Annotated in this window: 18 protein-coding genes and 3 pseudogenes; 15 read left to right on the top strand and 6 right to left on the bottom strand. The window is 39.7% G+C overall.

Annotation, left to right across the window (positions count from 1 at the left end; genetic code table 11):
* Window positions 1-38 precede the first annotated feature (38 nt).
* The gene (locus MUO14_RS07615) at window positions 39-623 is read right to left on the bottom strand and encodes an LOG family protein (protein ID WP_244754643.1); all 585 of its coding nucleotides are present in this window, start codon (window positions 621-623) and stop codon (window positions 39-41) included.
* Between the two features lie 84 nt (window positions 624-707).
* On the opposite strand from MUO14_RS07615, the gene MUO14_RS07610 reads away from it, so the two are divergent.
* The 3 genes from MUO14_RS07610 to MUO14_RS07600 all read left to right on the top strand — a co-directional run bounded on the left by MUO14_RS07610 (window position 708) and on the right by MUO14_RS07600 (window position 2535).
* Entirely contained in the window at window positions 708-1025 is a 318-nt protein-coding gene (locus tag MUO14_RS07610) for a MazG-like family protein (RefSeq protein ID WP_244754642.1), read from the top strand.
* Between the two features lie 233 nt (window positions 1026-1258).
* A complete protein-coding gene (locus MUO14_RS07605) occupies window positions 1259-1549 on the top strand; it encodes a hypothetical protein (protein ID WP_244754641.1) in 291 nt (96 codons plus the stop codon).
* A gap of 419 nt (window positions 1550-1968) precedes the next feature.
* Entirely contained in the window at window positions 1969-2535 is a 567-nt protein-coding gene (locus MUO14_RS07600) for a GNAT family N-acetyltransferase (RefSeq protein WP_244754640.1), read from the top strand.
* Window positions 2536-2719: 184 nt separating this feature from the next.
* Here the strand turns inward: MUO14_RS07600 and MUO14_RS07595 are convergent, their stop codons facing one another.
* On the bottom strand, window positions 2720-3229 hold the full coding sequence (locus MUO14_RS07595) for a DinB family protein (RefSeq protein ID WP_244754639.1): 510 nt from the start codon (window positions 3227-3229) through the stop codon (window positions 2720-2722).
* Window positions 3230-3689: 460 nt separating this feature from the next.
* Here MUO14_RS07595 and MUO14_RS07590 point away from each other — a divergent pair, with 460 nt between their 5' ends.
* The 3 genes and pseudogenes from MUO14_RS07590 to MUO14_RS07580 all read left to right on the top strand — a co-directional run.
* Window positions 3690-4211: a TetR/AcrR family transcriptional regulator gene (locus MUO14_RS07590; protein WP_244754638.1), complete on the top strand. Its 522-nt coding sequence runs from the start codon at window positions 3690-3692 to the stop codon at window positions 4209-4211.
* A gap of 70 nt (window positions 4212-4281) precedes the next feature.
* Complete coding sequence (locus MUO14_RS07585; protein ID WP_244754637.1) at window positions 4282-5235, top strand: SDR family NAD(P)-dependent oxidoreductase; 954 nt, start codon at window positions 4282-4284, stop codon at window positions 5233-5235.
* Between the two features lie 439 nt (window positions 5236-5674).
* Window positions 5675-5900 (top strand): annotated as a pseudogene (locus MUO14_RS07580) (aldo/keto reductase); the annotation flags it as partial.
* 79 nt (window positions 5901-5979) lie between these two features.
* Here the strand turns inward: MUO14_RS07580 and MUO14_RS07575 are convergent.
* The 4 genes and pseudogenes from MUO14_RS07575 to MUO14_RS07560 form a co-directional block, all read right to left on the bottom strand.
* Window positions 5980-7203, bottom strand: a complete 1224-nt coding sequence (locus MUO14_RS07575; RefSeq protein WP_244754636.1) for an NAD(P)/FAD-dependent oxidoreductase — start codon at window positions 7201-7203, stop codon at window positions 5980-5982.
* Window positions 7196-7532: pseudogene (locus MUO14_RS07570) on the bottom strand ((2Fe-2S)-binding protein). The gene MUO14_RS07575 and the pseudogene MUO14_RS07570 overlap by 8 nt, the downstream one beginning before the upstream one ends.
* Window positions 7480-7782, bottom strand: coding sequence for a (2Fe-2S)-binding protein (locus MUO14_RS07565; protein WP_244755510.1), 303 nt, complete (start codon window positions 7780-7782; stop codon window positions 7480-7482). Before MUO14_RS07565 ends, MUO14_RS07570 begins: the two are co-directional and overlap by 53 nt.
* A 79-nt stretch (window positions 7783-7861) precedes the next feature.
* Complete coding sequence (locus MUO14_RS07560; protein ID WP_244754635.1) at window positions 7862-9583, bottom strand: sigma-54 interaction domain-containing protein; 1722 nt, start codon at window positions 9581-9583, stop codon at window positions 7862-7864.
* 161 nt (window positions 9584-9744) lie between these two features.
* Between MUO14_RS07560 and MUO14_RS07555 the strand changes: the two genes are divergently transcribed.
* From MUO14_RS07555 to MUO14_RS07515, 9 genes and pseudogenes are all read left to right on the top strand, one after another.
* Window positions 9745-10926, top strand: a complete 1182-nt coding sequence (locus MUO14_RS07555) for an NAD(P)/FAD-dependent oxidoreductase (protein ID WP_244754634.1) — start codon at window positions 9745-9747, stop codon at window positions 10924-10926.
* Window positions 10927-11949, top strand: a complete 1023-nt coding sequence (locus MUO14_RS07550; RefSeq protein ID WP_244754633.1) for a proline racemase family protein — start codon at window positions 10927-10929, stop codon at window positions 11947-11949.
* Window positions 11950-11966: 17 nt separating this feature from the next.
* On the top strand, window positions 11967-12869 hold the full coding sequence (locus tag MUO14_RS07545) for a proline racemase family protein (RefSeq protein ID WP_244754632.1): 903 nt from the start codon (window positions 11967-11969) through the stop codon (window positions 12867-12869).
* Between the two features lie 58 nt (window positions 12870-12927).
* Window positions 12928-14351, top strand: a pseudogene (nhaC, locus tag MUO14_RS07540) (Na+/H+ antiporter NhaC).
* A 24-nt stretch (window positions 14352-14375) separates the two neighbouring features.
* Window positions 14376-15269 carry a 4-hydroxy-tetrahydrodipicolinate synthase gene (dapA, locus tag MUO14_RS07535; protein WP_244754631.1) on the top strand — a complete coding sequence of 298 codons (894 nt, stop codon included), beginning with the start codon at window positions 14376-14378 and terminating at the stop codon, window positions 15267-15269.
* A gap of 25 nt (window positions 15270-15294) precedes the next feature.
* Window positions 15295-16779 carry an aldehyde dehydrogenase family protein gene (locus MUO14_RS07530; RefSeq protein ID WP_244754630.1) on the top strand — a complete coding sequence of 495 codons (1485 nt, stop codon included), beginning with the start codon at window positions 15295-15297 and terminating at the stop codon, window positions 16777-16779.
* Between the two features lie 728 nt (window positions 16780-17507).
* Entirely contained in the window at window positions 17508-19115 is a 1608-nt protein-coding gene (gene dcuS, locus MUO14_RS07525; RefSeq protein WP_244754629.1) for a DcuS/MalK family sensor histidine kinase, read from the top strand.
* Window positions 19112-19825: a response regulator gene (locus tag MUO14_RS07520; protein ID WP_244754628.1), complete on the top strand. Its 714-nt coding sequence runs from the start codon at window positions 19112-19114 to the stop codon at window positions 19823-19825. Before dcuS ends, MUO14_RS07520 begins: the two co-directional genes overlap by 4 nt.
* Before the next feature lie 168 nt (window positions 19826-19993).
* Window positions 19994-21322, top strand: coding sequence for a 2-hydroxycarboxylate transporter family protein (locus MUO14_RS07515; RefSeq protein ID WP_244754627.1), 1329 nt, complete (start codon window positions 19994-19996; stop codon window positions 21320-21322).
* The last annotated feature ends 101 nt before the right edge of the window (window positions 21323-21423 follow it).

Below are 21423 nucleotides of genomic sequence, written 5' to 3'. Positions count from 1 at the left end.
ACACAGACCAAAATTTTTGTTTGGTCTGTGTTTTCGTGTTAAGTCTCATCTTTAGAAGTGATATAAGTCTTTACTTTTGGCGGTTCATAGGAATAAAAGTGGTCTAACAAACTAGATGGGTTCGGTTCTGATAAAGCTATGGACAGATACTTTTCATTTAGAAATTGCTCTTTAGTCATATGCTTAAATAAAGCTAAAAGAGGATCAAAATAACGATTAACATTCAAAAGACCACATGGCTTTTGGTGAAGTCCTAATTGCGCCCAAGTAAAAATTTCAAAGTACTCCTCCATAGTTCCTGGACCACCTGGTAAAGCAATAAATCCATCGGCTAGATCTGACATTTTTGTTTTTCTTTCATGCATAGATCCAACGACAATAAGTTCAGTTAGATCTTTATGTGCTATTTCTCTTTTTTCTAGAAAGTCAGGCATAACACCAATCACGTGTCCACCTTCTTCTAAGATCGTATCTGCAAGGGCTCCCATCATGCCTACGCTTGCACCGCCATAGACGAGAGTGATATCTCTTTTAACCATTTCTTTCCCTAGCTTTTTTGCCCCCTCTATATAAGCATCAGATGCTCCGGGGCTTGATCCACAGAATACAGCTATTTTTTTCATCTTATCCCTCCTGAAATCATCATGAGTATTATACAAAATTTAGAATCCTTTGGTAAACTATGGCTAATGTAAGGAGGAGTAAAAATGGATGTTACCGAATTTCAACAATGGATTAAAGAATATTATGAAGCCAGAGGGTGGTCTGAGTTAGATATTTTTATACGGATTGGCTTTTTAGCTGAGGAAACAGGAGAGGTAGCTAGGGCCATAAGATCCCTTGAGATAGGGAGAGGTCGTCCAGACGAAAGGGATGAGTCTTATGTAAAAAATAAACAAGAGTTAACGGAAGAATTAGGGGATGTATTAGGAAATCTAGTCATTATTGCGAATAAATATAATATTCCCTTAGAAGACGTGTTCCAAGCACATAAAGAAAAACTTTCAAAACGATATAACGTTTAATATAGAATATTGCATGATATACTTCAGATTACCTTGAATTCGAGTCTTCGGTTATAGGGCGCGTTTATCGAATAACGCGTCCTTTTTACATTTAAGGGCCATATTCTAGAATAACTAATTTATAGGTAATTCCGTACTTGGATGTTAAAATTGATGGAGTTTGTAAAGAGATGTACCTAAACTAACGAAGCGGTTTAGTTTAATAAGCAGATAAGTAAACGGAGGCTTTCTAGTTGAGAACTGATGCAATAATTTTTGTTTCATGTACTATTGTATTTATTGCGATTGCAATATTTTTGTCCAGATACCTTACAAATAAAGGGGCTAAAAAAGGTGCATTAATTATTCCGAGTCTTCTTATGGGGATAGGGTTCGGACTTGTTATAAGCATTATGGCAAACGGAACATTTTTAGAGTCTTTAGTTGTTATTGGGGTAATGATATTAATTTCATTAGGCTACACTTTAGGGTTAGCAAGAATGAGAAAAACATATCAATCATTAAGGAAGAAAGGCAAAAAATAAATAGCTTCTTTCTTCAACTAACGGGGGCAAAATCGAAATATCGTTATTAATATTATCTTGAAATCAAGTCTTCATGAAAAGGGCGCAATTCTGAAGTAAGGATTGTGCTCTTTATTTATGAAAAGGGCCAGGTTAAAGGAATAATGAGTTGGATTAGTTGGAACGCCGTATGCGGTGAAAGTCGCACGCGCGGTGTGAACAGGGGGAAAAGGGGGCGATAACTTCAAATCCTTACCTATTTGTATAACAATAGTCGTTGACTAAACCTATTGCTTTGGATATAATGCTTTATTAATAAATACAGAATATACATACGGCTGTGAAGAAAAGAGTAATTTTGATTTATTATTTCCATATAATTCCGGTAAGTGGGAAGGGGTAATTATTAATTTAAAATAAACAAGGAGAGGGAAAATCAAATGAATCCTTTGTTATCAGATATTCCTTTACAATTAGAAACAGAAAGGTTAATCCTTCGAGCACCACTTCAAACTGGAGACGAAGAAATTGTACACCAAGCAATTAGGGATTCCTTTTGTGAATTAAAAGCGTGGTTGTCACTTTTCCAAGAACTTCCTACTGTTGAAGAAACAGAGATTTTGTTAAAGAATGCTCATATAAATTTTTTAAAAAGAGAAAGTTTTCGCTATCTTATCTTTGATAAAGGTGGCGGCAAGGACTTTATTGGAACTACGAGCCTTCATGGTATTGACTGGGACATTCCAAAATGTGAAACGGGATACTGGATTAATACAAAATATAGCGGTAATGGATATATGACAGAAGCAGTAAAGGAGTTAGCTAACTTCGGATTAAATCACCTCGCATTTAAGAGAATTGAAATAAGATGTGAATCAAGAAACTTTAAAAGTCAATTTATACCGGAAAAGCTTGGCTTTGAATTTGAAGGTACTTTAAGGAATGAGGCTCTATCCGCAGATGGCAGCAAGCTGACTGACACTTGTATTTATTCCAAAGTAAATTAACATTACTTAAATTAAAGGCAGCTAAAAAGAATTATCTCAATTCAAGTCTGTCAAGATAAGGGTGCTATAGTAAAAACAAGGGGTAGCGTCAGGAAAATGCAGATTTACAACGTTAAGGAAGTTAAAAAACCTAATTTCTCAGCATTAAATGAGAAATTAGGTTTTTTCATTAATAGAAAAAGACTTATAAGTATTTATCACTAATCACTTTCATATGGTGTAACTCGTGCCCGACAATGCCATATGCAAAGGTACCTATCGAAACTGGGTTGTTCATTACAGTTCCATTACGATCCCACGCTGCCTCATCAATGGTTGAAATAAGACTTAACGTGTTGGAGCGTACCGTGTCTAAACCAGCTAGTAGCTGCTCCCAGGATAATTTGTTGAAGTTTGCCGCAGAAACGTATTGATCCTGATCCATTGCTGGGAGTGGTGCACTTTCATTTCGTGCAATGGCAAGCATTCGATACGACATCACACGTTCCGAGTCGGCCATATGCCCAATCACTTCTTTTAAAGTCCATTTCCCTGGTGCGTACGCCTTCCTTGCTGACTCCTCTGATATGCTGCTCAAGAGGGTAATGGTCTTAGTTCGTTGCTTACTAAGTATTTCTTCAATATCTCCATCTGGCACAAGACTAACATACCTATCATACTCTGGATTTTCAATAGATAATGGTCGTGGACGCACAAGAATCCTCCTCATCGAAATAGTTAATTATGGTTCTAGGCTAATATTCGACTGTCAAGAAGATATTTCCTTTATTTGAAATTAGGCTATATTATGTCTTATAAGACTTTATATCAAAATGCTTATCGTTGTAAATGCGCATTTTCCTGACGCTATCCCTACACATATTGTAAATAGTGTTGACGAAATCAAAGACATTTTATTAGCAAGTAAAGTTGAATAAATCAAGATATATTTTTATTCAATTAAAGGGGCGCAATTCTGGAGCAAAGGATTGCGCTTTTCTTAATGTGTAGGGCCAAATTGTTGAACATCAAATCGTACACAAAGGGTGAGCATAAACACTTCTCATTGTACAAGCTTCTTCCCAAAAGATTTGAAGCAATGCACTTGTATTCGGTATTAAAGTTGGTTATTATGTAATTGATCAATCAATAATTAACTGAGAGAGGTGTTACGTATGGTTAGACCAAAAAAGGGAAATCGTAAGGAAGATATTCTAGAGGCGGGGTTGGAAGTTTTTGCGAAAAGAGGTTATTATAATACAACTACTGCACTCATTGCAGAAAAAGCCGGCATATCTCAACCTTATGTCTTTAAATTCTTTAAAACAAAAGAAGAGTTGTTTATCGCAGCTTTAGATAGAGCATTTGAACGAATCATTCAAACTTTTGAAAATGTAGAGGCTAGCCAAGACCATCTGGTCACCAAAATGATTGACGCATATGAAGAGTTGTCTGAATCAAATCCTAATGAAATTGCGTTACAGGTTATAGGTTTTTCAGTGACGGAAGAAGCAATACAACAATCTATAAGGAAAGGATTGTCACGTATTAGAAGTTATACACTGGAAAGGTTTCAATCGGCAGGAATTCCAAATGCGGATAGAGAAGTCACGACCTTTTTGGCAAGGGGGATACTCTGTAATATTTCCTTTTTCATAGATTTACCTGAGCTTATTGACGGTGAACAAAGCCGATGACGGATTATCATCGGTTTTTTCACTTAAGTTTATTTATTGATTGATCACTAACTAAAAGGGGGATGAGATTATGAAAACTGCGATTGTATTAGGGGCAACCGGTGGAACGGGTCAGGTTATCGTTTCAGAATTACTGGAGAGGCAGATAGAAGTCATTGCTTTCGGGCGTTCCGAAAATAAATTGAAAACATTAATGGAGGAGCACGATTTTGATCAACGTTTGTCATACAAACTGGGTGATATATTTGATTACCAAACTATTGTTGACGCAGCAAGAGACGCGGATGTTATATTCCAATGTGCCAACGTTAAATATCAAGAGATGGAGGAAAAACTCCATTTGCTTGGAGAAAGTGTAATGAAAGCAGCAGATATTCTGGGGAAGAAGATTGTTATTGTAGATGGTATATATGTTTACGGACATCAAATTGCAAAGGGCGATGAAAATCATCCACAACAGCCACACACGAAAAAAGGTGAGTTACGAGTAGAATTTGAGAAATTAATATTTAGTAATAAATGGGAGGATGCAAAAGCATTAATTGTAAGGCTGCCGGATTATTATGGTGTGACTTCACAGAATTCCTATTTACAGCCCACTTTGGAAGGGATGGCTTCTCAGAAAGTTACCATTTTTATTGGGAATTTAGTAACACCACGGGAATATGTATATTTACCAGATGCAGCTAAGATGATTGTAAATATAGCAGAAAAAGACGATGCTTATGGAGAAAATTGGAATATACCTGGAGCAGGATTGATATCAGGTAATGAAATTACCCAGATAGCTCGTAAGGTAACTGGAAATCGAAAGATGGTCATCCCTTTAAATAAAAGTGCTATTCGTTTAATTGGGTTGTTTGACCCGTTTATGAGGGAAGTGGTTGAAATTATGTACCTCACTAAAGAAGGGTTTGTTTTGAGTGGGGAAAAATATGAAAAACGTATCGGCCCCGTACCAGCAACTCCCTTCCAAAAAGGCCTTGAAGAAACGTTACGACTTTTAATGCATAATAAGAATTAGCGGTTCGATGATATCAAACTAAATATGTTATAGGTTAAAAATGTGAAATGACATCATGTGTTAAACCTTGTTCAAGAATACGATCGGGCGCAAATCACGAAAAAGTATTTAGCGAGTGTAGATAAGAGGGGAGGCACGTTAAACGTGTAAGATCCTTTGCACTTCTCCTCTTGGTGTTCTATTTAATAAGATGAGTCATTTTTTAATCTTTTTTTGATTCAGTTACGATAGTTTAAAATGAGAACTCTTTGAATACTTTCCATCAGAAACTTATTATCTAATATACTGTTACAGATCAATCTCTCCTTGATGTTGATAGGCAAAACAAAGACGTACACGATTCAATCTACTGCCTCACCTTTTATTCTGTTGTTTGTACTGAATATTTGGATTTTAAACCACAACCACAGGTGATAATCTTAAAATATTTCTGAAAGGAGTGGCCGACCATCATAATAAGACGGTTTCACAAATTATTTTGCGTTGGCATTATCAACTGGAACCCATCCCAATTCCTAAATCTTCATCTGTCGAACGCTAAATTTAAAATATATCCATTTTTGATTTTTCATTAGACGAGTCTGAGATGAGTATGATCGCAGAGTTGACCCACCAGGATGGCAGAAATTAAAGATCAAGATCCTGCTACTTATGAAGAGTTTTAACGATTTACAGATACATGAAATAACCAGTATCAAAATTATTCTGACACTGGTTATTAGTTTTAATATAAATTTGAAATTATTAGAGAGGTAACTTTTCGGCAGAAGCCTTATATTCTTCCCATTGCTCCTGTAAAATCCTTTTCCCCTTCGCCACGTCAGGATGAAATTGAATGTAAGCGTTTTTTCTCGTGCTTTCAATAGACTGAATGGACTGCTTGACCTCGTATTCCAAATCCTTTACCCCTGAATTCTTCGCTATCGATAACCCTGCTGTAACCCCTTGAGCTACAGCAACCTTTGCGCCTTCAATGCCAGTAATATTACCGGCAACGTATAATCCACTTACTGTCGTTTCCATACGTGTATTGTGTAAAGGAACATAACCTCCCAATTCTTCAATCAAATAAAATGGACAGCCAGCAACTGCAGCTAACTCTGTTAGAGGATATAGACCGCCAGCGATGCATACGAAATCACAGGCTATATGTTCTTCGCTTCCTTTTAAGACTTCCCCGTTCGTATCAATTGTAGCCAGAGTTACTCCTTCTACTTGACCATTCCCATATATATTAATAACTGCTTTTCTAAGCTGGATTGGAATATCCCACATCTTTACTCCTTTTTTAGGGTAGAAGGTGATCCCTAATTTTTTCATCAATTTATTTTTCATGAACTTACTGCCCATACGTACAAGGGGAGATGGTGCCATATGGGATACATGAAGAAGGGACTCCATGACATTTCTGGGCTGTGCCGCTTCTTCAGTTAGTTGATTGTTCTTTGGCAATGTAAGACAAGCCACGTCAATTCCAGCAAGTTTCAATTCCATAGCAATGGCGGCGGAGAGAACATTGACGCCAATAATGACGCCTTTTTCACCCGGTTTTACACGGTGTACATTTGTCATGACTTGTGCGGCCCCAACGGACATCACGCCAGGTAAAGTCCATCCTGTCACGGGAACAGGTGATTCTGCAGCACCCGTTGCCAATAATAAATGCCTTGTATAGAATGTAGCGTCTTCTGTATAAATAACCCAATCTTCCTGGATTCTTTCGATGTTGTTTACAGGTATGTTCATAAGGAATTGCACACCTTTATTTAGCGATTCTTCATATAACTTAGCTGACTCATGGATCCCATTCCACCATGTTCCATCCGGTTCTTCATAAAGTTGTCCAAGCAGCCTTCCACCTGGCTTTAAGTATTCATCAATGATCAATACGTCTAATCCCTTGTTCGCACAGGTAATGGCTGCTGATAATCCTGCAGGCCCCGCTCCGATAATAATCACATCATTCATGTTCAGCACTCCAATCTTTGACAGGGGTAGGAAGTTTTCCACCGCTTTTAACGATCATTCCTTCCTGAAGGGGGTGAGGCATGCTCGGACCCCCTGCTTTCCATTCACTGTTAATCTGCACTCGAAACAGTGACCGATATTACAATAAATCCCCGTGAGGAGCCGCTTTCTTCATGATATCGAAGGGTACGTATCCCGTTGGCTAAGAGTGCTGCTGCAAGGGGTTCATTTTCCAAACCTTTATAGGCTTTATGATTGAAGGTAAAAGAGACATCATCATTTTCGTTTAATTTTCCGAGTACAGGGTGTTCTAAGATGCGACGGTTCATTTTTCTTGCCCCCTAAATCCTCGAAACGAATCGGACGTATAGGCGGTTGATATTTTAAAGTGATTTGGGTGCGCTTTTGGCTTTCCGCATTTGAAGCCATCTTGTCTACCATACTTCGACACGTTCTGCCACCGCAGTAACCCATGCCTGCTCTAGTTCTAAGTTTTAGTTCTCTAGCGGAGCAATTGTATTTGGCAGCTGTTTCCATGAGATCTTTGTAAGTAACTTCTTCACATCTGCAAACCATCATTTCGTTTTCTGTCAACTGTATCACTCCTGAGCAATATTGTACCTTTTATAGATGCAAGAATGATGCCAGTTATTTTTGATCAGGTTTTAATATCCAGTTTATTTAATCGGTTATATAGGGTTGCTCTTGTAATCTGAAGGTTTTGGGCACACGATAATTTATTTCCGTTTACCTTTTTCAATTCTTTAAGAATGATCTCTTTCTCTACTTCTTGAAGCCTCTTGCTTAATGAACGATCGTCGTCTCTTGAGAGTGTCCGGGAATGGGGGATGGCTGCTTGTGGTTTAGCCGTTTCGAAAGGTATATCATCCACTTTTATTTCTCCGTCTTCTGAAAAAACAACGAGTCGTTCGATCACATTTTTAAGCTCCCTAATGTTTCCATACCATTCATGGCGAAGAAGTGCTTGCATCACGGTTTGCGATATTCCATGGATGGGTCGGTTGTACTTTATGGAAATTTCGTGAAGGAAGTAGTGCGTTAATTCTATGATATCTTCCGGACGTTTTCTCAGTGGGGGAACTTCTATACTTACGACATTTAACCGATAATACAGGTCTTCTCTGAACTGACCATCATGTATAAGTCCTTTTAAATCACGGTTTGTTGCTGCGACTACTCTAAAGTCTACTTCTATTTCTTTGGTTCCACCTACAGGATAAAATCTCTTTTCTTGAAGCAGTCTTAATATTTTTACTTGCATCTCGAGTGGCATTTCGCCAATCTCGTCTAAAAATAATGTTCCACCTTTAGCTAGTTGTGCTTTCCCTTTTTTGCCTTTTTGATCTGCTCCTGAAAAAGCACCTTTCTCATACCCAAAGATTTCACTCTCAAAAAGTGACGATGGTATCGCCCCGCAGTTGATGGCTACAAACGGTGCCTCTTCTCTTTCACGTATATTGTGTACAGCCTTTGCGAAAAGTTCCTTCCCTACACCGCTTTCCCCGTGAATGAGAATATTCGTATTCGTAGAAGCGGCCTTTTTCATTTTTTTGATGGTCTTCTTTAAGGCTGTGCTGCTTCCTCTTATTTTGATAAAAGGATCCTCTGTAGAAGTTAATTTATTCACTTCTTTTTCTAAACGAAAGATCTTTTCCGTCGCGTGATACAGTTCTTTGTTTAATTTGATTTGGCTCGTGATGTCGGTTTCTGATACAACGGCTCCAATAATTGCGTCATTAAAGTAAACCGGGTTTGAGTTAATTAACACTACCTGATTTTCTCTTGCTTTATGTTGTCTATGATGGACTGAAGTACCGTCCTTCAATGTTTTTAATATCTCCAACAGATTGTTATGGAAAAACTCAGTAATGGGTTTCCCGACGATTTCTTCCTGTTTGAAGGAGAAGATTTGTTCCGCACCTTTTGTCCATCCAATGACACTTTCATCACTGTCAATGACTGTGCATGATTCTTCTGTTGTATCCAGAATAGTAGAAATGTATGCCTGCAGATGCTGATAGGCGGTAAATAATTTTATACATAACTCGCTGGAATCTACATAACCAAGAATATTTCCCTTTTTGTCCTTAACAATCAGTAGTTCATAGTCTTTTAATCTGTCTATAAGACTAGAAATTTTTTCATTAGCAGAAACTTCACAGCATGTCAGATGAAAGAACTGGTTGGTCTGTTCGGAAAATCTGATATGGTGGATGTTTTCTTCGTTTATGATAAAAACTTTTCTAGGATGATTGGCCTTTACTAGAGGATACATTTCCTTTTTGGTCAAGTCTTTCTTGTTAAGGACAAGGGCATCTGTATTTATAAATTGTTTTAAGTCTGAAAAAATCGAAAGCATTAAAAAGCACCTCCTGGGATGTAAAAAAATATTGACACTTTAAAAATATCTTTACACATTGGTGTTCTGAATTCAATATTATTCTGAATCTTATCTCTTTTTATTGTTGGCATGGAATTTGCATTATTATTTATGAATTCTTTTTGAAGGGAGGAGGTTTAATGAAACATGCAACCCACCGAGATGTTGTCATAATTGGCGGCGGCATAATGGGAGCGGCCATTTCCTACTATTGTTCGAAAGCGGGATTGGATATAACGGTTCTTGAAAAAAAAGAGCTGGCAAGCGGAACGTCGTCTAAATGTGATGGCAATATTTTGGCGATTGATAAAGATCCTGGTTTTGATAGTCAAATGTCATTAAAAAGCCAACAACTAGTACATCAACTAAGTAAAGAACTTGACCTCTCATTTGAATACCGCAATCCGGGCAGTATTCTTGTTTGTGAAAATGATCGTGAATTGGAAGCGGCGCAAAAGTGGGTGCAACAGCAGCAAAATGCTGGTCTTGACTTTAGGATGCTTGACCGCGCGGACTTACGAAATGAATCGAGATATTTTGCTGATGATCTGTATGGTGGATTGGAGTGTAAAACGGATTCAACGGTTAACCCGTATATGTTGACCTATTCGATGTTTTACAGTGCTCAAAAAAATGGGGCGAAAATTCATACGCATACAGAAGTCAAGAATGTGTACAAGGATTCAGCAAATGAATTTGTAATCGAAACAACCAATGGAGTGTTTACAGCTAATAAGGTTGTCAATGCATGCGGGGTGTGGGCTCCCTATATTGGTGAAATGCTGGGCGTCGATATCCCGATTAAACCTAGAAAGGGGCAACTAATCGTCGCTTCTAGACAACAGCCAGTCGGATTGAGAAAAGTCATGGAATTTGGTTATCTCATTTCAAAGTTTGGTGGGGAGCGGGTAGTGGGTCCGGAAATGGAGAAATACGGAGTTGCCTTAGTATTCGAGCCGACAGAAAGTCAAAATTTCTTAATCGGGAGCAGCAGGGAGTTTAATGGATTTGATACCAAAGTAAGTCATGAAGTTACAAGAAATATCGCTAAAAGAGCTGTACGTTTTTACCCTGAAATGGCGGATATGACTGTGATCCGGACATACGCTGGTTTGCGGCCGTGGACAGAAGATCATCTTCCTATCGTTTCCCATGTTGATGAAGTGCCAGGATTCTATGTAGCTGCTGGTCATGAAGGGGACGGAATCAGCTTGGCGGCGATAACCGGAAAAATGATAGAAGAGATGATATCCGGAAAGGAACCATCTATACCGATTGAACCATTACGTCATGACCGTTTTAAGGAGAGGGTGAAGAGTTGAATGAATTTCCAACGGCTGTTTACAACCATTGATACACATACCGGCGGAAACCCAACAAGAACTGTTTTAAGCGGTCTTCCTGTGCTGAAAGGCGATACGATGTCTGAAAAGATGCTATACATGAAGGAGCATTATGATTGGATAAGAAAGTTCCTGATGAATGAACCAAGAGGGCACGATGTCATGTCCGGAGCTTTAATGGTCAACCCTTGTCATCCTGAGGCAGATATAGGTGTCATTTATATTGAGACAGGCGGCTATTTGCCGATGTGCGGTCATGATACGATCGGCTTTTGCACGGCTCTTGTTGAAGCGGGACTCATTGAAATAACCGAGCCCTATACAACCATTAATTTGGATACGCCAGCTGGTTTGGTCAAAGTAAAGGTTAATGTTAAAAATGGAAAAGCAAAAGAAGTTACTTTCGCCAATGTACCTTCTTTTCTACTAAAAACAATTGAAATCGCTGTAGAGAATATGGGCCATGTCCAATGCGATATTGCTTATGGTGGTAACTTTTACGGAATTATTGATGCCCGTAAACTAGGGTTGAATTTGAGTACAGAGAATGCGTCAACTATTGTTGAACAGGGCATTACGATTCGAAATGCTATCAATGCTTCAGAAGAAGTGGCTCACCCTGAACACCCATTTATTAAAGGGCTTACACATATTGAATTTTTTACCGATCCGGGCCATTCTGAAGCAGATCTTAAAAATACAGTTGTGGTTCCGCCTGGTGGCATTGATCGTTCGCCGTGTGGCACAGGGACCTCTGCCAAACTTGCTGCCATGTTTAGTAAAAATCAGATAGGAAAAGATGAATGGTTTGTCTATGAAAGCATCGTCGGTACGCTGTTTAAAGCTAGGATTTTGGAAGTTACAGCTATTGAGAATTATGAAGCGGTGATCCCGGAAGTGACGGGTTCAGCTTGGGTTATGGGGATGCATCGCTTTTTCTATAACGACAAAGATCCATTAAGAGAAGGATTTTTATTGATTCCACCGATGGAAGGTCATTAGGGCAGGAGGTGTATGAAGTGAATGTTGAGAAAATGTTTACCACCATTGATACGCATGTTGCGGGAGAAGCATTCAGAATGATTGTACACTCTTCAATAACCTTAAAGGAAGATCGTGTTGAATTAAATGGTGCTTTGTTAGAGAAGAAATTTGTTCGCGAGAAGGAATTATTATTAAATGAGCCCCGCGGACATCGAGGAATAAATGGATGCATGGTAATCCCTTCAAAAATAGCTGATTATGGTTTGTTATTTATCACCCAAGAAAATGAGGCTCCATTCAAATATAGTGGGTTAGTTGCATCTATAACAGCCTTATTGGAAACAGGAAACTTGCCAGCAAAGGAAAATAACCTCTATGACATTGAAACCATCCATGGGATCCAAACCGTTTGTGCCACATACGAAAATCAAGAGGTTCATAACGTTCGCTTACAGAGTGGAGAATGCCGGGTTGTTGAAACGACGGAAGATTATAGAGCGGTAGAAATAGATCATTTGCGACGTTATTTCATTTTTGATTTACCTGAATTAATCCCTAGCATTAAAATGGAGAATTTATCATCGATCATGAAGTGGGGAAGGCAGACGACAGAAAAAATGGGTCATAAACGTTTTCTATTTGATGGCATGATCATGATGGAACCTATTAGTGAAAATGAAGTTCGTTCTGTGACATTTGAAAAGGATGGAAATCTGCTGCGGTCTCCTGGCATGGACAGTACGTTTGCCATTTTTACACTGTTAAGAAATGGGACAAAGCTTACCAATCAAAGTATTTTTGCGAGTAAGTTAACGGCACATTTACTAGATGGAACAAATAAAAGCTATTCTGTGGAAACGCAGGGGTTTGTAACAGGGGTGCATCAATTTATCTATGATCAGGAGGATCCATTGAAAAACGGTTTCCTATTAAAATGATGGCGACAAAATGAAACCGTTTTCTCGATGCTTACTATTAAGATGGGGAGAGTGAACTATGGATAAAAGGCTGCCTACATTATCAGAAGTCCTTTTTGTGTTAGTCACATTTACGTTAATCATGTTTTTATTTGTCGTCCAATTTGGTATACCTATTCAATTAGCCTTACTAACGACTTGGTTCATGATCATGTTGGTAGGATGGCGAATTGGATACACCTATAAGGAAATGCAGGATGGGCTGTTGAAAGGAATCTACGATGGGTTAGAAGCTGTACTGGTACTTATATCTGTAGGGGCATTGATTGGAACGTGGATAGCTGGAGGAATTGTGCCAAGTATTATTTACTACGGACTCTCTATCATTCATCCAAGTATATTTCTGTTAGCTGCCTTCGTTATTTGTACCATTACTTCGATTGCTACAGGAACATCATTCGGATCAGCAGGGACAGCAGGTATAGCCATGATGGGGATTGGAGCAAGCTTCGGACTTCCGATTGCTTTAGTGGCCGGGGCAGTGATTTCCGGTTGTTACGTCGGAGATAAACTCTCGCCTTTATCTGATACAACCGTTATGACGGCGTCTTTATCTAAAGTGAATTTAATTGATCATATCAAGTCGATGTTAGTTGTGAGTGGACCAGCGTTCCTCATAGCTGGAACGTTATTTTTGATCACCGGGTTCTTTTTAATTGATGGGAGTGGGAATCTAACCCAAGCGGAATCAACGATGGGGCATTGAGCGAGTACTTTAATATCGGGTGGTATATGTTGATCCCAGCCATTTGTGTCATCATCTTACTGGCTATGAAAATGCCATCTATACCCGTGATTCTGTTTGGAGCCTTATTAGGTTCGGTATGGGCTTTCTTATTCCAAAGTGCAGGTCCATTAGAAGCTTTCAATATTTTGTACACAGGAGGTGAGATTTCGTCAGGGGTAGAATTTATCGATAATCTATTAAATCGTGGCGGTATTACCTTCATGATGGATGTGATTGTGTTAATTCTATTTGCTCTTGGAGTTGGTGGTCTAATGGAGAGAACAGGTATTTTACGAGTTATTTGCCTAACGATGTTGTCCTGGGCAGACAATGCAGGAAAGACAACACTCACAACACTTATGTCAGGGTTTTTTGGGAACTTTTTTGGTGGAGCGGCGTATGTGTCGATTATTACCGCAAGTAAAATTACGGAGGAAAATTATGATCGTCTGAACATTGATCGACGAGTACTTTCTAGAAATACTGAGGCCGGAGGTACGGTTACCACGCCTATGGTTCCATGGTCTGATGGCGGCGTATTTATGGCTGCAACCCTTGGTGTATCCACATTAACTTATTTACCGTTCTTGTGGTTCAACTTTTTGGTTATCATTTTATCCATCCTTTATGGATTTACCAATACATTTATTTGGTACACAAAATCAACCGATGGATCTGACAACAGAACAGATACAAAAAAGGAAGTAGTCAATTAAATAAAATTCAAGGAGGATTTTAAAATGAAACAACTAAAAGGCGCATTTCCGGTTCTTATCACACCGATGAATGAACATGGTGAGATTAATTTTAGTGGGTTAAAGCAAAATATTGAGCATTTTATTAATCAGGGTGTAGCGGGCATTGTTGTGAATGGAAGTACCGGGGAGTTTGTTAGTTTAACGCAAGAAGAAAGATTTAAAGTTACTGAAACAGCAGTTGCGCAAGTTAATGGGCGTATTCCATTGATTGTAGGTACGGCTGCTGAAACAACAGCGGATGCTATAACTTATACCAAACAGGCCGAGGACGCAGGGGCTGATGCAGCGCTTTTGATCAATTCTTATTATGCACACCCAAAAGATGAGGAGATTTATGAACATTTTAAAACAGTTGCCGAATCTGTAAGTCTACCCATCATGATCTATAATAATCCATTTACTTCAGGAGTGGATATTGGTCAGGGCACGATCTTGAAGGTAGCTCGTGATGTTAACAATATTACACACATCAAAGAATCCAGTGGGGAAATTCGTAAAGTACGTGATATTACTAGACAAGGGAAAGGTTTCTTACAAACCTTTTGTGGTGCAGACGATCTCGTATTGGAATCCCTTTTAGTAGGAGCAACCGGCTGGATTTCAGTCGCAGGCAATATTGCGCCACAATTAGCAACAGATTTATTTAATTGTGTACAAGAAGGTCACTACGAGAAAGCATGGGATCTGTATGATAGAATCCTTCCGCTATGTAACTTTCTTGAAGGATCAGGAAAATATGTTCAAATTGTCAAACGGGCTATGGATCTGCAAGGGTTGGCAGGTGGACCTTCTCGTAAGCCAAGACTTTCACTAACAGAAGAAGAAGATGCCACTTTACAAGAAATTTTGAACAGCATGTTTGCCTTTGAAAAGTAAAAAATATAACTTGGGAGGAATTTGAATGATTACTTCACAAACGACTTTAAAACCAAAAGTAAGAGCGTTCTTGGAGGGAAGAAAGGAGTTATATATTAATGGAGAATTTGTTCCTTCCATTAGCGGGAAAACATTTAATGTCTATAACCCAGCTACGGAGGAAGTCTTTGCTGAGGTGAGTGAGGCTCAGGCAGAGGACGTTGACCAAGCCGTAAAAGCAGCTCGACAAGCATTTGAAGAAGGGGAATGGTCGAAGTTAAGCGCAGCTGATCGCTCGCATCTTATTTATAAACTTGCTGATTTAATTGAGCAAAATAGGGAAGAACTTGCTCAATTGGAATCCTTGGATAATGGGAAGCCTTATGCTGTTGCCCTGGAAGACGATATTGATGGGACTGCAGAACATTTTCGATATTATGCAGGATGGGCTACTAAAATTCTTGGCCAGACAGTACCTATCTCTCCCGATTATTTAAACTATACACGTCACGAACCAGTCGGTGTAGTCGGCCAGATCATTCCATGGAACTTTCCCTTGTCGATGGCTTCCTGGAAGTTAGGTGCAGCCTTAGCTACTGGGTGTACAGTTGTATTGAAGCCTGCCGAGCAGACCCCTCTTTCTTTACTTTATGCAGCTAGTCTATTTAAGGAAGCAGGGTTTCCAGATGGAGTGGTTAATTTTGCACCTGGATTTGGTGACATAGCAGGTGCAGCTATTGTAGATCATCGCGACATTGATAAATTAGCCTTTACAGGTTCCACAGCTGTAGGTAAATCCATTATGCGTAAAGCAGCGGAATCTATCAAACACGTCACCCTGGAACTTGGAGGCAAGTCTCCCAATATTATTTTAGAAGATGCTGATATTGAAAAAGCGATAGAAGGTGCTTTTGACGGAATTATGTATAATCACGGACAAAATTGTAGTGCAGGTTCCCGAGTATTCGTTCACCGTAAGCATTATGATCGAGTTGTTGATGAATTGGCTAAACGTGCTGAAGAAGTGAAGCTAGGTAATGGACTAGATCCAGAAACAGATATGGGACCACTGGTTTCAAAGGAACAATTTGATCGTGTACTACATTATATCAGAATAGGTAAAGAAGAGGGAGCTAGACTCGTTGCAGGCGGGGAAAGCGCATTTGATAAAGGATATTTTGTTCAGCCGACCGTATTTGCCGATGTAGAAGACGATATGACCATTGTAAGAGAAGAAATCTTCGGACCAGTCGTGGCCGTTTTTCCATTTGACACCACAGAAGAAGCAGTCAGACGGGCAAATGATAGTTTATATGGGTTAGCTGCGGCCGTATGGACGGAAAATATTAAGAGAGGTCATCAAGTAGCTCATGACCTTAAAGCAGGAACCGTATGGATAAATGATTACAACTTGGAAAACCCGGCTGCTGCATTTGGCGGCTATAAACAATCTGGTATCGGAAGGGAAATGGGAAATTATGCGCTAGATAATTATATGGAAGTGAAGAGTGTGTGGGTGAATTTACAATAGGATGAAAGTGCATTAAAAGGGCTAATAGAACTACTATGTCTTGATGGCAATCACTTGAACGAGTCCTGAAAAATGAGACAAAAAACGCTTAGGCTGCCATGACCTTTTGTTTTGAGATAGATTATGAATATAGTTTTTATGCTATAAAAAGAAGTACAGAGCTATGTATTTGCATAACTCTGTACTTCTTCAACAATATATTCTAATATCAGTCGAGAAAATTAATCAACAGGAATTAACTTAAATTTTCCATGAGTTTCTATAAAATTTCCTTTTTATGTTAAAAACACTTAGTTCCACCTAGTCAGGGGCTAACTTAACAGCTTGGACGTTAAAACTGTTTTTGCTCTTGGCAACGTTCTTACTTCTCAAAAAGAAGTGAGGATGTTTTTTTATTGTGTAAAGAACTGGGCGATGGGTATGAAAAAAAACTTTATTTCTCACATCTTCTGCTAGAATGTAATGATAAATTTCAGATGTACTTGTCCATCAATCCCTCTAGGGTTCTATGCTACAATGAAAGGAAAATGGAAACGGTAAAATAGTGATTGCTATGGCTTTGCGTTACTTTAATTTAAATCCTAAATAAGACGTTCTAAAGAGAGAAACAAAATCAAAGTTTGACATAGATATTGTTGTACTGGGAAAACCGGTCAATATCGGCACTCAAATACATATGAAATCTCTTAACCTATAGCCTATCAACTTCTAACCAGAGGTGAAACATAGTGCGCCAACCACGATTTAAGTTAAGTACAATCATCATGCTATTGGTCTGTCTCGTTGTGTTAGTGTCTTTGTTACTTACTGACCTCCTCATTACAGACTCGACGAGTGAGAATATTCACAATCAATTAGAGGAGAAGGCTTCGATTGTCTCCCGTACGGTTGCGCAATCTCAAATTGTTAAAAAGGGTTTGCAGGGGGAAGTGGATCAGGATAGGATCCAGGAGTATGCCATGACGATACAGGAGGAAACGAATGTCTTATTCGTTGTGGTGATGGATATGAATGGGATTCGCCAATCGCACCCTGAGCCTGATCGAATTGGGAAACACTTTGTAGGCGGAGATGAGGGGCGTGTGCTTCAGGGGGAGGAGTATATTTCTTCATCAACTGGTACGTTAGGAAAGTCTTTAAGGGCTTTTACACCGATCTATGATCAAAGTCAGAATCAAATCGGTGCTGTCGCTGTCGGCATTTCTTTACAGGCGGTCCAGGATTCGATTCAACAAGGTCATAAAAGTGTGATCATTGGTTCGATTGTTGGTGTGCTGGTGGGGATCATTGGAGCGTTTCTATTAGCTGATTATATTAAGAACAGTCTGTTTGGCCTTGAACCCCATGCGATTGCACGTATTCATGAAGAACGAAATCGAATGCTGCATTCTGTTCGTGAAGGAATCATAGCGATTGATAAAGAGGCGACGATTGTCCTTGTCAACAAGTCTGCCCGGCAAATTTTCCAAAAGGCAGGGTTGATGGATCAGGAACCGGTGGGAATGAAAATCAACGACTTTTTACCAGGTACGATGCTGCAGCATGTATTAGAAGAAGAAGTATCTGAATTGGATGAGGAGCAAACGATTAATGGCGTGTCGATCATCACGAACCGTGTTCCCTTAGTGGTGAAAGGTCAAGTGGTTGGCGCGATTGCCACTTTTCGTGATAAAACGGAAGTGAATCAGTTGGCGGAACAACTGACGGGTGTGCAGATGTATGCGGATACACTAAGGGCTCAATCTCATGAATTCATGAATCAGCTCCACGTATTACTCGGGCTAATTAAGATGGAGGATTATGATGAAGTAAACCATTTCATTAGTAAGTTGGTGAATCATCAAGCTCATGAAGTGGGGAGTGTCACGCAGGATATAAAGGATCCAGCCCTTGCCGGATTCATGATTGGTAAAATGAGTGCATCTAGGGAATCCCATGTACTTTTGACGATCGAATGTGAAACCGAGATTCCGCAGCCGAAAGATCTTGAGGTGACTCATGAGCTGATCACGATACTTGGGAACATCATTGATAATGCCATTGATAGTGTATGGGAGAGTACTCAGAAACAAATCCATGTTAGCCTCTCTTATGTGGATGAACTGTTGACCATTATAGTGACGGATACGGGAACTGGAATCGCAGAGGACAAGCATGAGGAAATTTTTCAAAAGGGAGTGTCTACGAAGGAAGGAAATCATCGTGGGTTCGGTCTTTATCTCACCAAGCAAAGTGTTGAGAAGAGGGAAGGCTCGATCGATATGGATTCCTATCCTGAGAAAGGTACAATCTTTACGTTGATTATCCCGTATGAATCAGGAGGTGGGCGAGAGTGATTAAGGTTCTAATAGTAGAGGATGACCCGATGGTAGCTCAATTGAATAAAAATTACATCGAGCAAATCGACGGGTTCACACTTAGTGGAATCGCTGCAAATACGGACGAGGCCATTGAGCAGATGTCCCAAGTAAAAATTGACCTGATGCTGCTGGATGTTTACTTGCCGGGTTTGAATGGAATCGACTTTTTGAAACGTATCCGTGAACAAAATCAGGATATCGATGTGATATTGATTACCGCTGCGTCTGACATTCATCAGATTCAGCAATCATTAAGGCTGGGTGCCGTAGATTATTTAATCAAACCGTTTGAGTTTGAACGTTTTGAGAAATCGCTGACTCAATACAAAAACAGTCATTATAAATTGACGGACATAGACAAAGTCAACCAGCACGAAATTGATCGATTGCTCCATACATCAAGTCCCAGGCCCGAGGGACCGAAGATAGAAGGATTACCGAAGGGCCTTACGAAAAATACATTGGCGACTATCAATCATATTATTCTCTCTAAGGCACCTGATCTTTTTTCGACGGATGATATGGCAGACGCTACCCAGATCTCAAGGGTCTCTGTAAGAAAGTACTTGAAATTCCTTAGTGAAATCGGGTATTTGGAAGAAACATTGACCTATGGTGTCGGGAGGCCAATCTACCAATATAAACTGAATGATACAAAGCGTGATCAAATCGATCACTACCTGTAAAGCAGCCCAGACCGGCTGCTTTTTTTAATTACAATAACATCATTAGTTACGTAATGTGTGAATGTTTTGTGAATTTAATTAAGATGGGATTAAGAAAATGAAAGCGTTTACCGACGCTCTGAGCATTTATCCTTCATTTTTATTACGAACGAAAAGGAGTGGATTAAGATGTCACAAACAGCTCAAGAGCTGAATTATGACAACCAATCAAACGGACAAGCCACAGAATTTCAGGACAGGAAGAAAGGGTTTACGATATTTGAAATTCCTGTTTTATGGTTCGCCATTTTTACGGCGATTACACTGATCAGTCTGTACACAGGGAATCTGCCAGGCGGTATGATCGGCAGCTTGCTCGTGATGATCGTACTGGGAGAGCTATTCGGATGGATAGGAGATCATACACCGATCGTCAAGACATTTTTGGGTGGGGGAGCTATTATTGCCATCTTCGGAGCGGCGTTTATGGTGTACGCAGGTTGGCTGCCGGATTCTTCGGTGACAACGATGACTACATTTATGAAAGATGGAGGCTTCTTAAACTTTTACATTGCTGCACTGATTACAGGGAGTATCCTTGGAATGAATAAACAAATCCTCATGAAAGTAGGACTGCGCTACTTTTTACCTATTTTCGGTGCGGTTATCGGGGCTATGGTTATTGCTGGTCTACTAGGATCTCTAGTTGGATTCTCTTTACGTGATGCCGTTCTTGTCATCACGATGCCCATCATGGGGGGAGGCATGGGAGCAGGTGCTGTTCCGATGAGCCAAATCTATTCAGAAATGATGGGAAATGACCCGAGCTATTATATCTCTATGCTCGTTCCTGCTCTTGCCTTAGGTAATGTGTTCGCTATTGTACTCGCAAGCATGCTCAATCTGCTCGGAAAAAAGGTGCCTTCTCTGACTGGGAATGGTCAGCTGATTCACGGTTTTCAATATAAAGAGGAAAAGCAGACCTATGATATTCAAAAAATGGGGATCGGTTTACTAGCTGCTATTTCATTCTTTGCGGTCGGGACTTTACTCGGAGACTTCATCCCTCTTCACCCTTATGCCTTAATGATTATCATTGTCGCCGTTGCGAAAATTGCTGATGTCATTCCACATAATGTGATTGAAGGGGCGAGCCAATGGTATAAATTTGTGGCCAATAACTGGACACTCGCCTTGTTATTCGGAATCGGAATCGCTTATACCGATTTGAACACGGTCATTGACGCCTTGACCCTGCAATATATTCTGACTGTCTTCGGTGTTATATTTGGGGCGATCCTCGGAGCGGGTCTGCTTGGTAAACTTGTTGGTTTCTACCCGATTGAAGCGGCCATCACGGCTGGATTGTGTATGGCAAATATGGGAGGAACAGGAGACGTCGCTGTTCTTTCTGCTTCAAGAAGAATGGAATTGATGCCTTTCGCTCAAATTTCTTCTCGATTAGGCGGTGCCCTCATCTTATTGTTAGCTGGGCTAATCATCCCGTTTTTTAACTAAGTTTTACGGAAGTAAGAGCTGTCTCCACAAGGATAGATTGACTCTTTACATCTTGAGTCGTCAGGAGCAGCCTTTTTGAAAAGATAGATGACTAGAGAACT

Origin of the sequence: Halobacillus shinanisalinarum, from assembly GCF_022919835.1 — a bacterium.
GTDB lineage: Bacteria > Bacillota > Bacilli > Bacillales > Halobacillaceae > Halobacillus_A > Halobacillus_A shinanisalinarum.
Note: the sequence above shows the minus strand (reverse complement) of the source record. Positions and strands in the feature narration are given on the sequence as shown.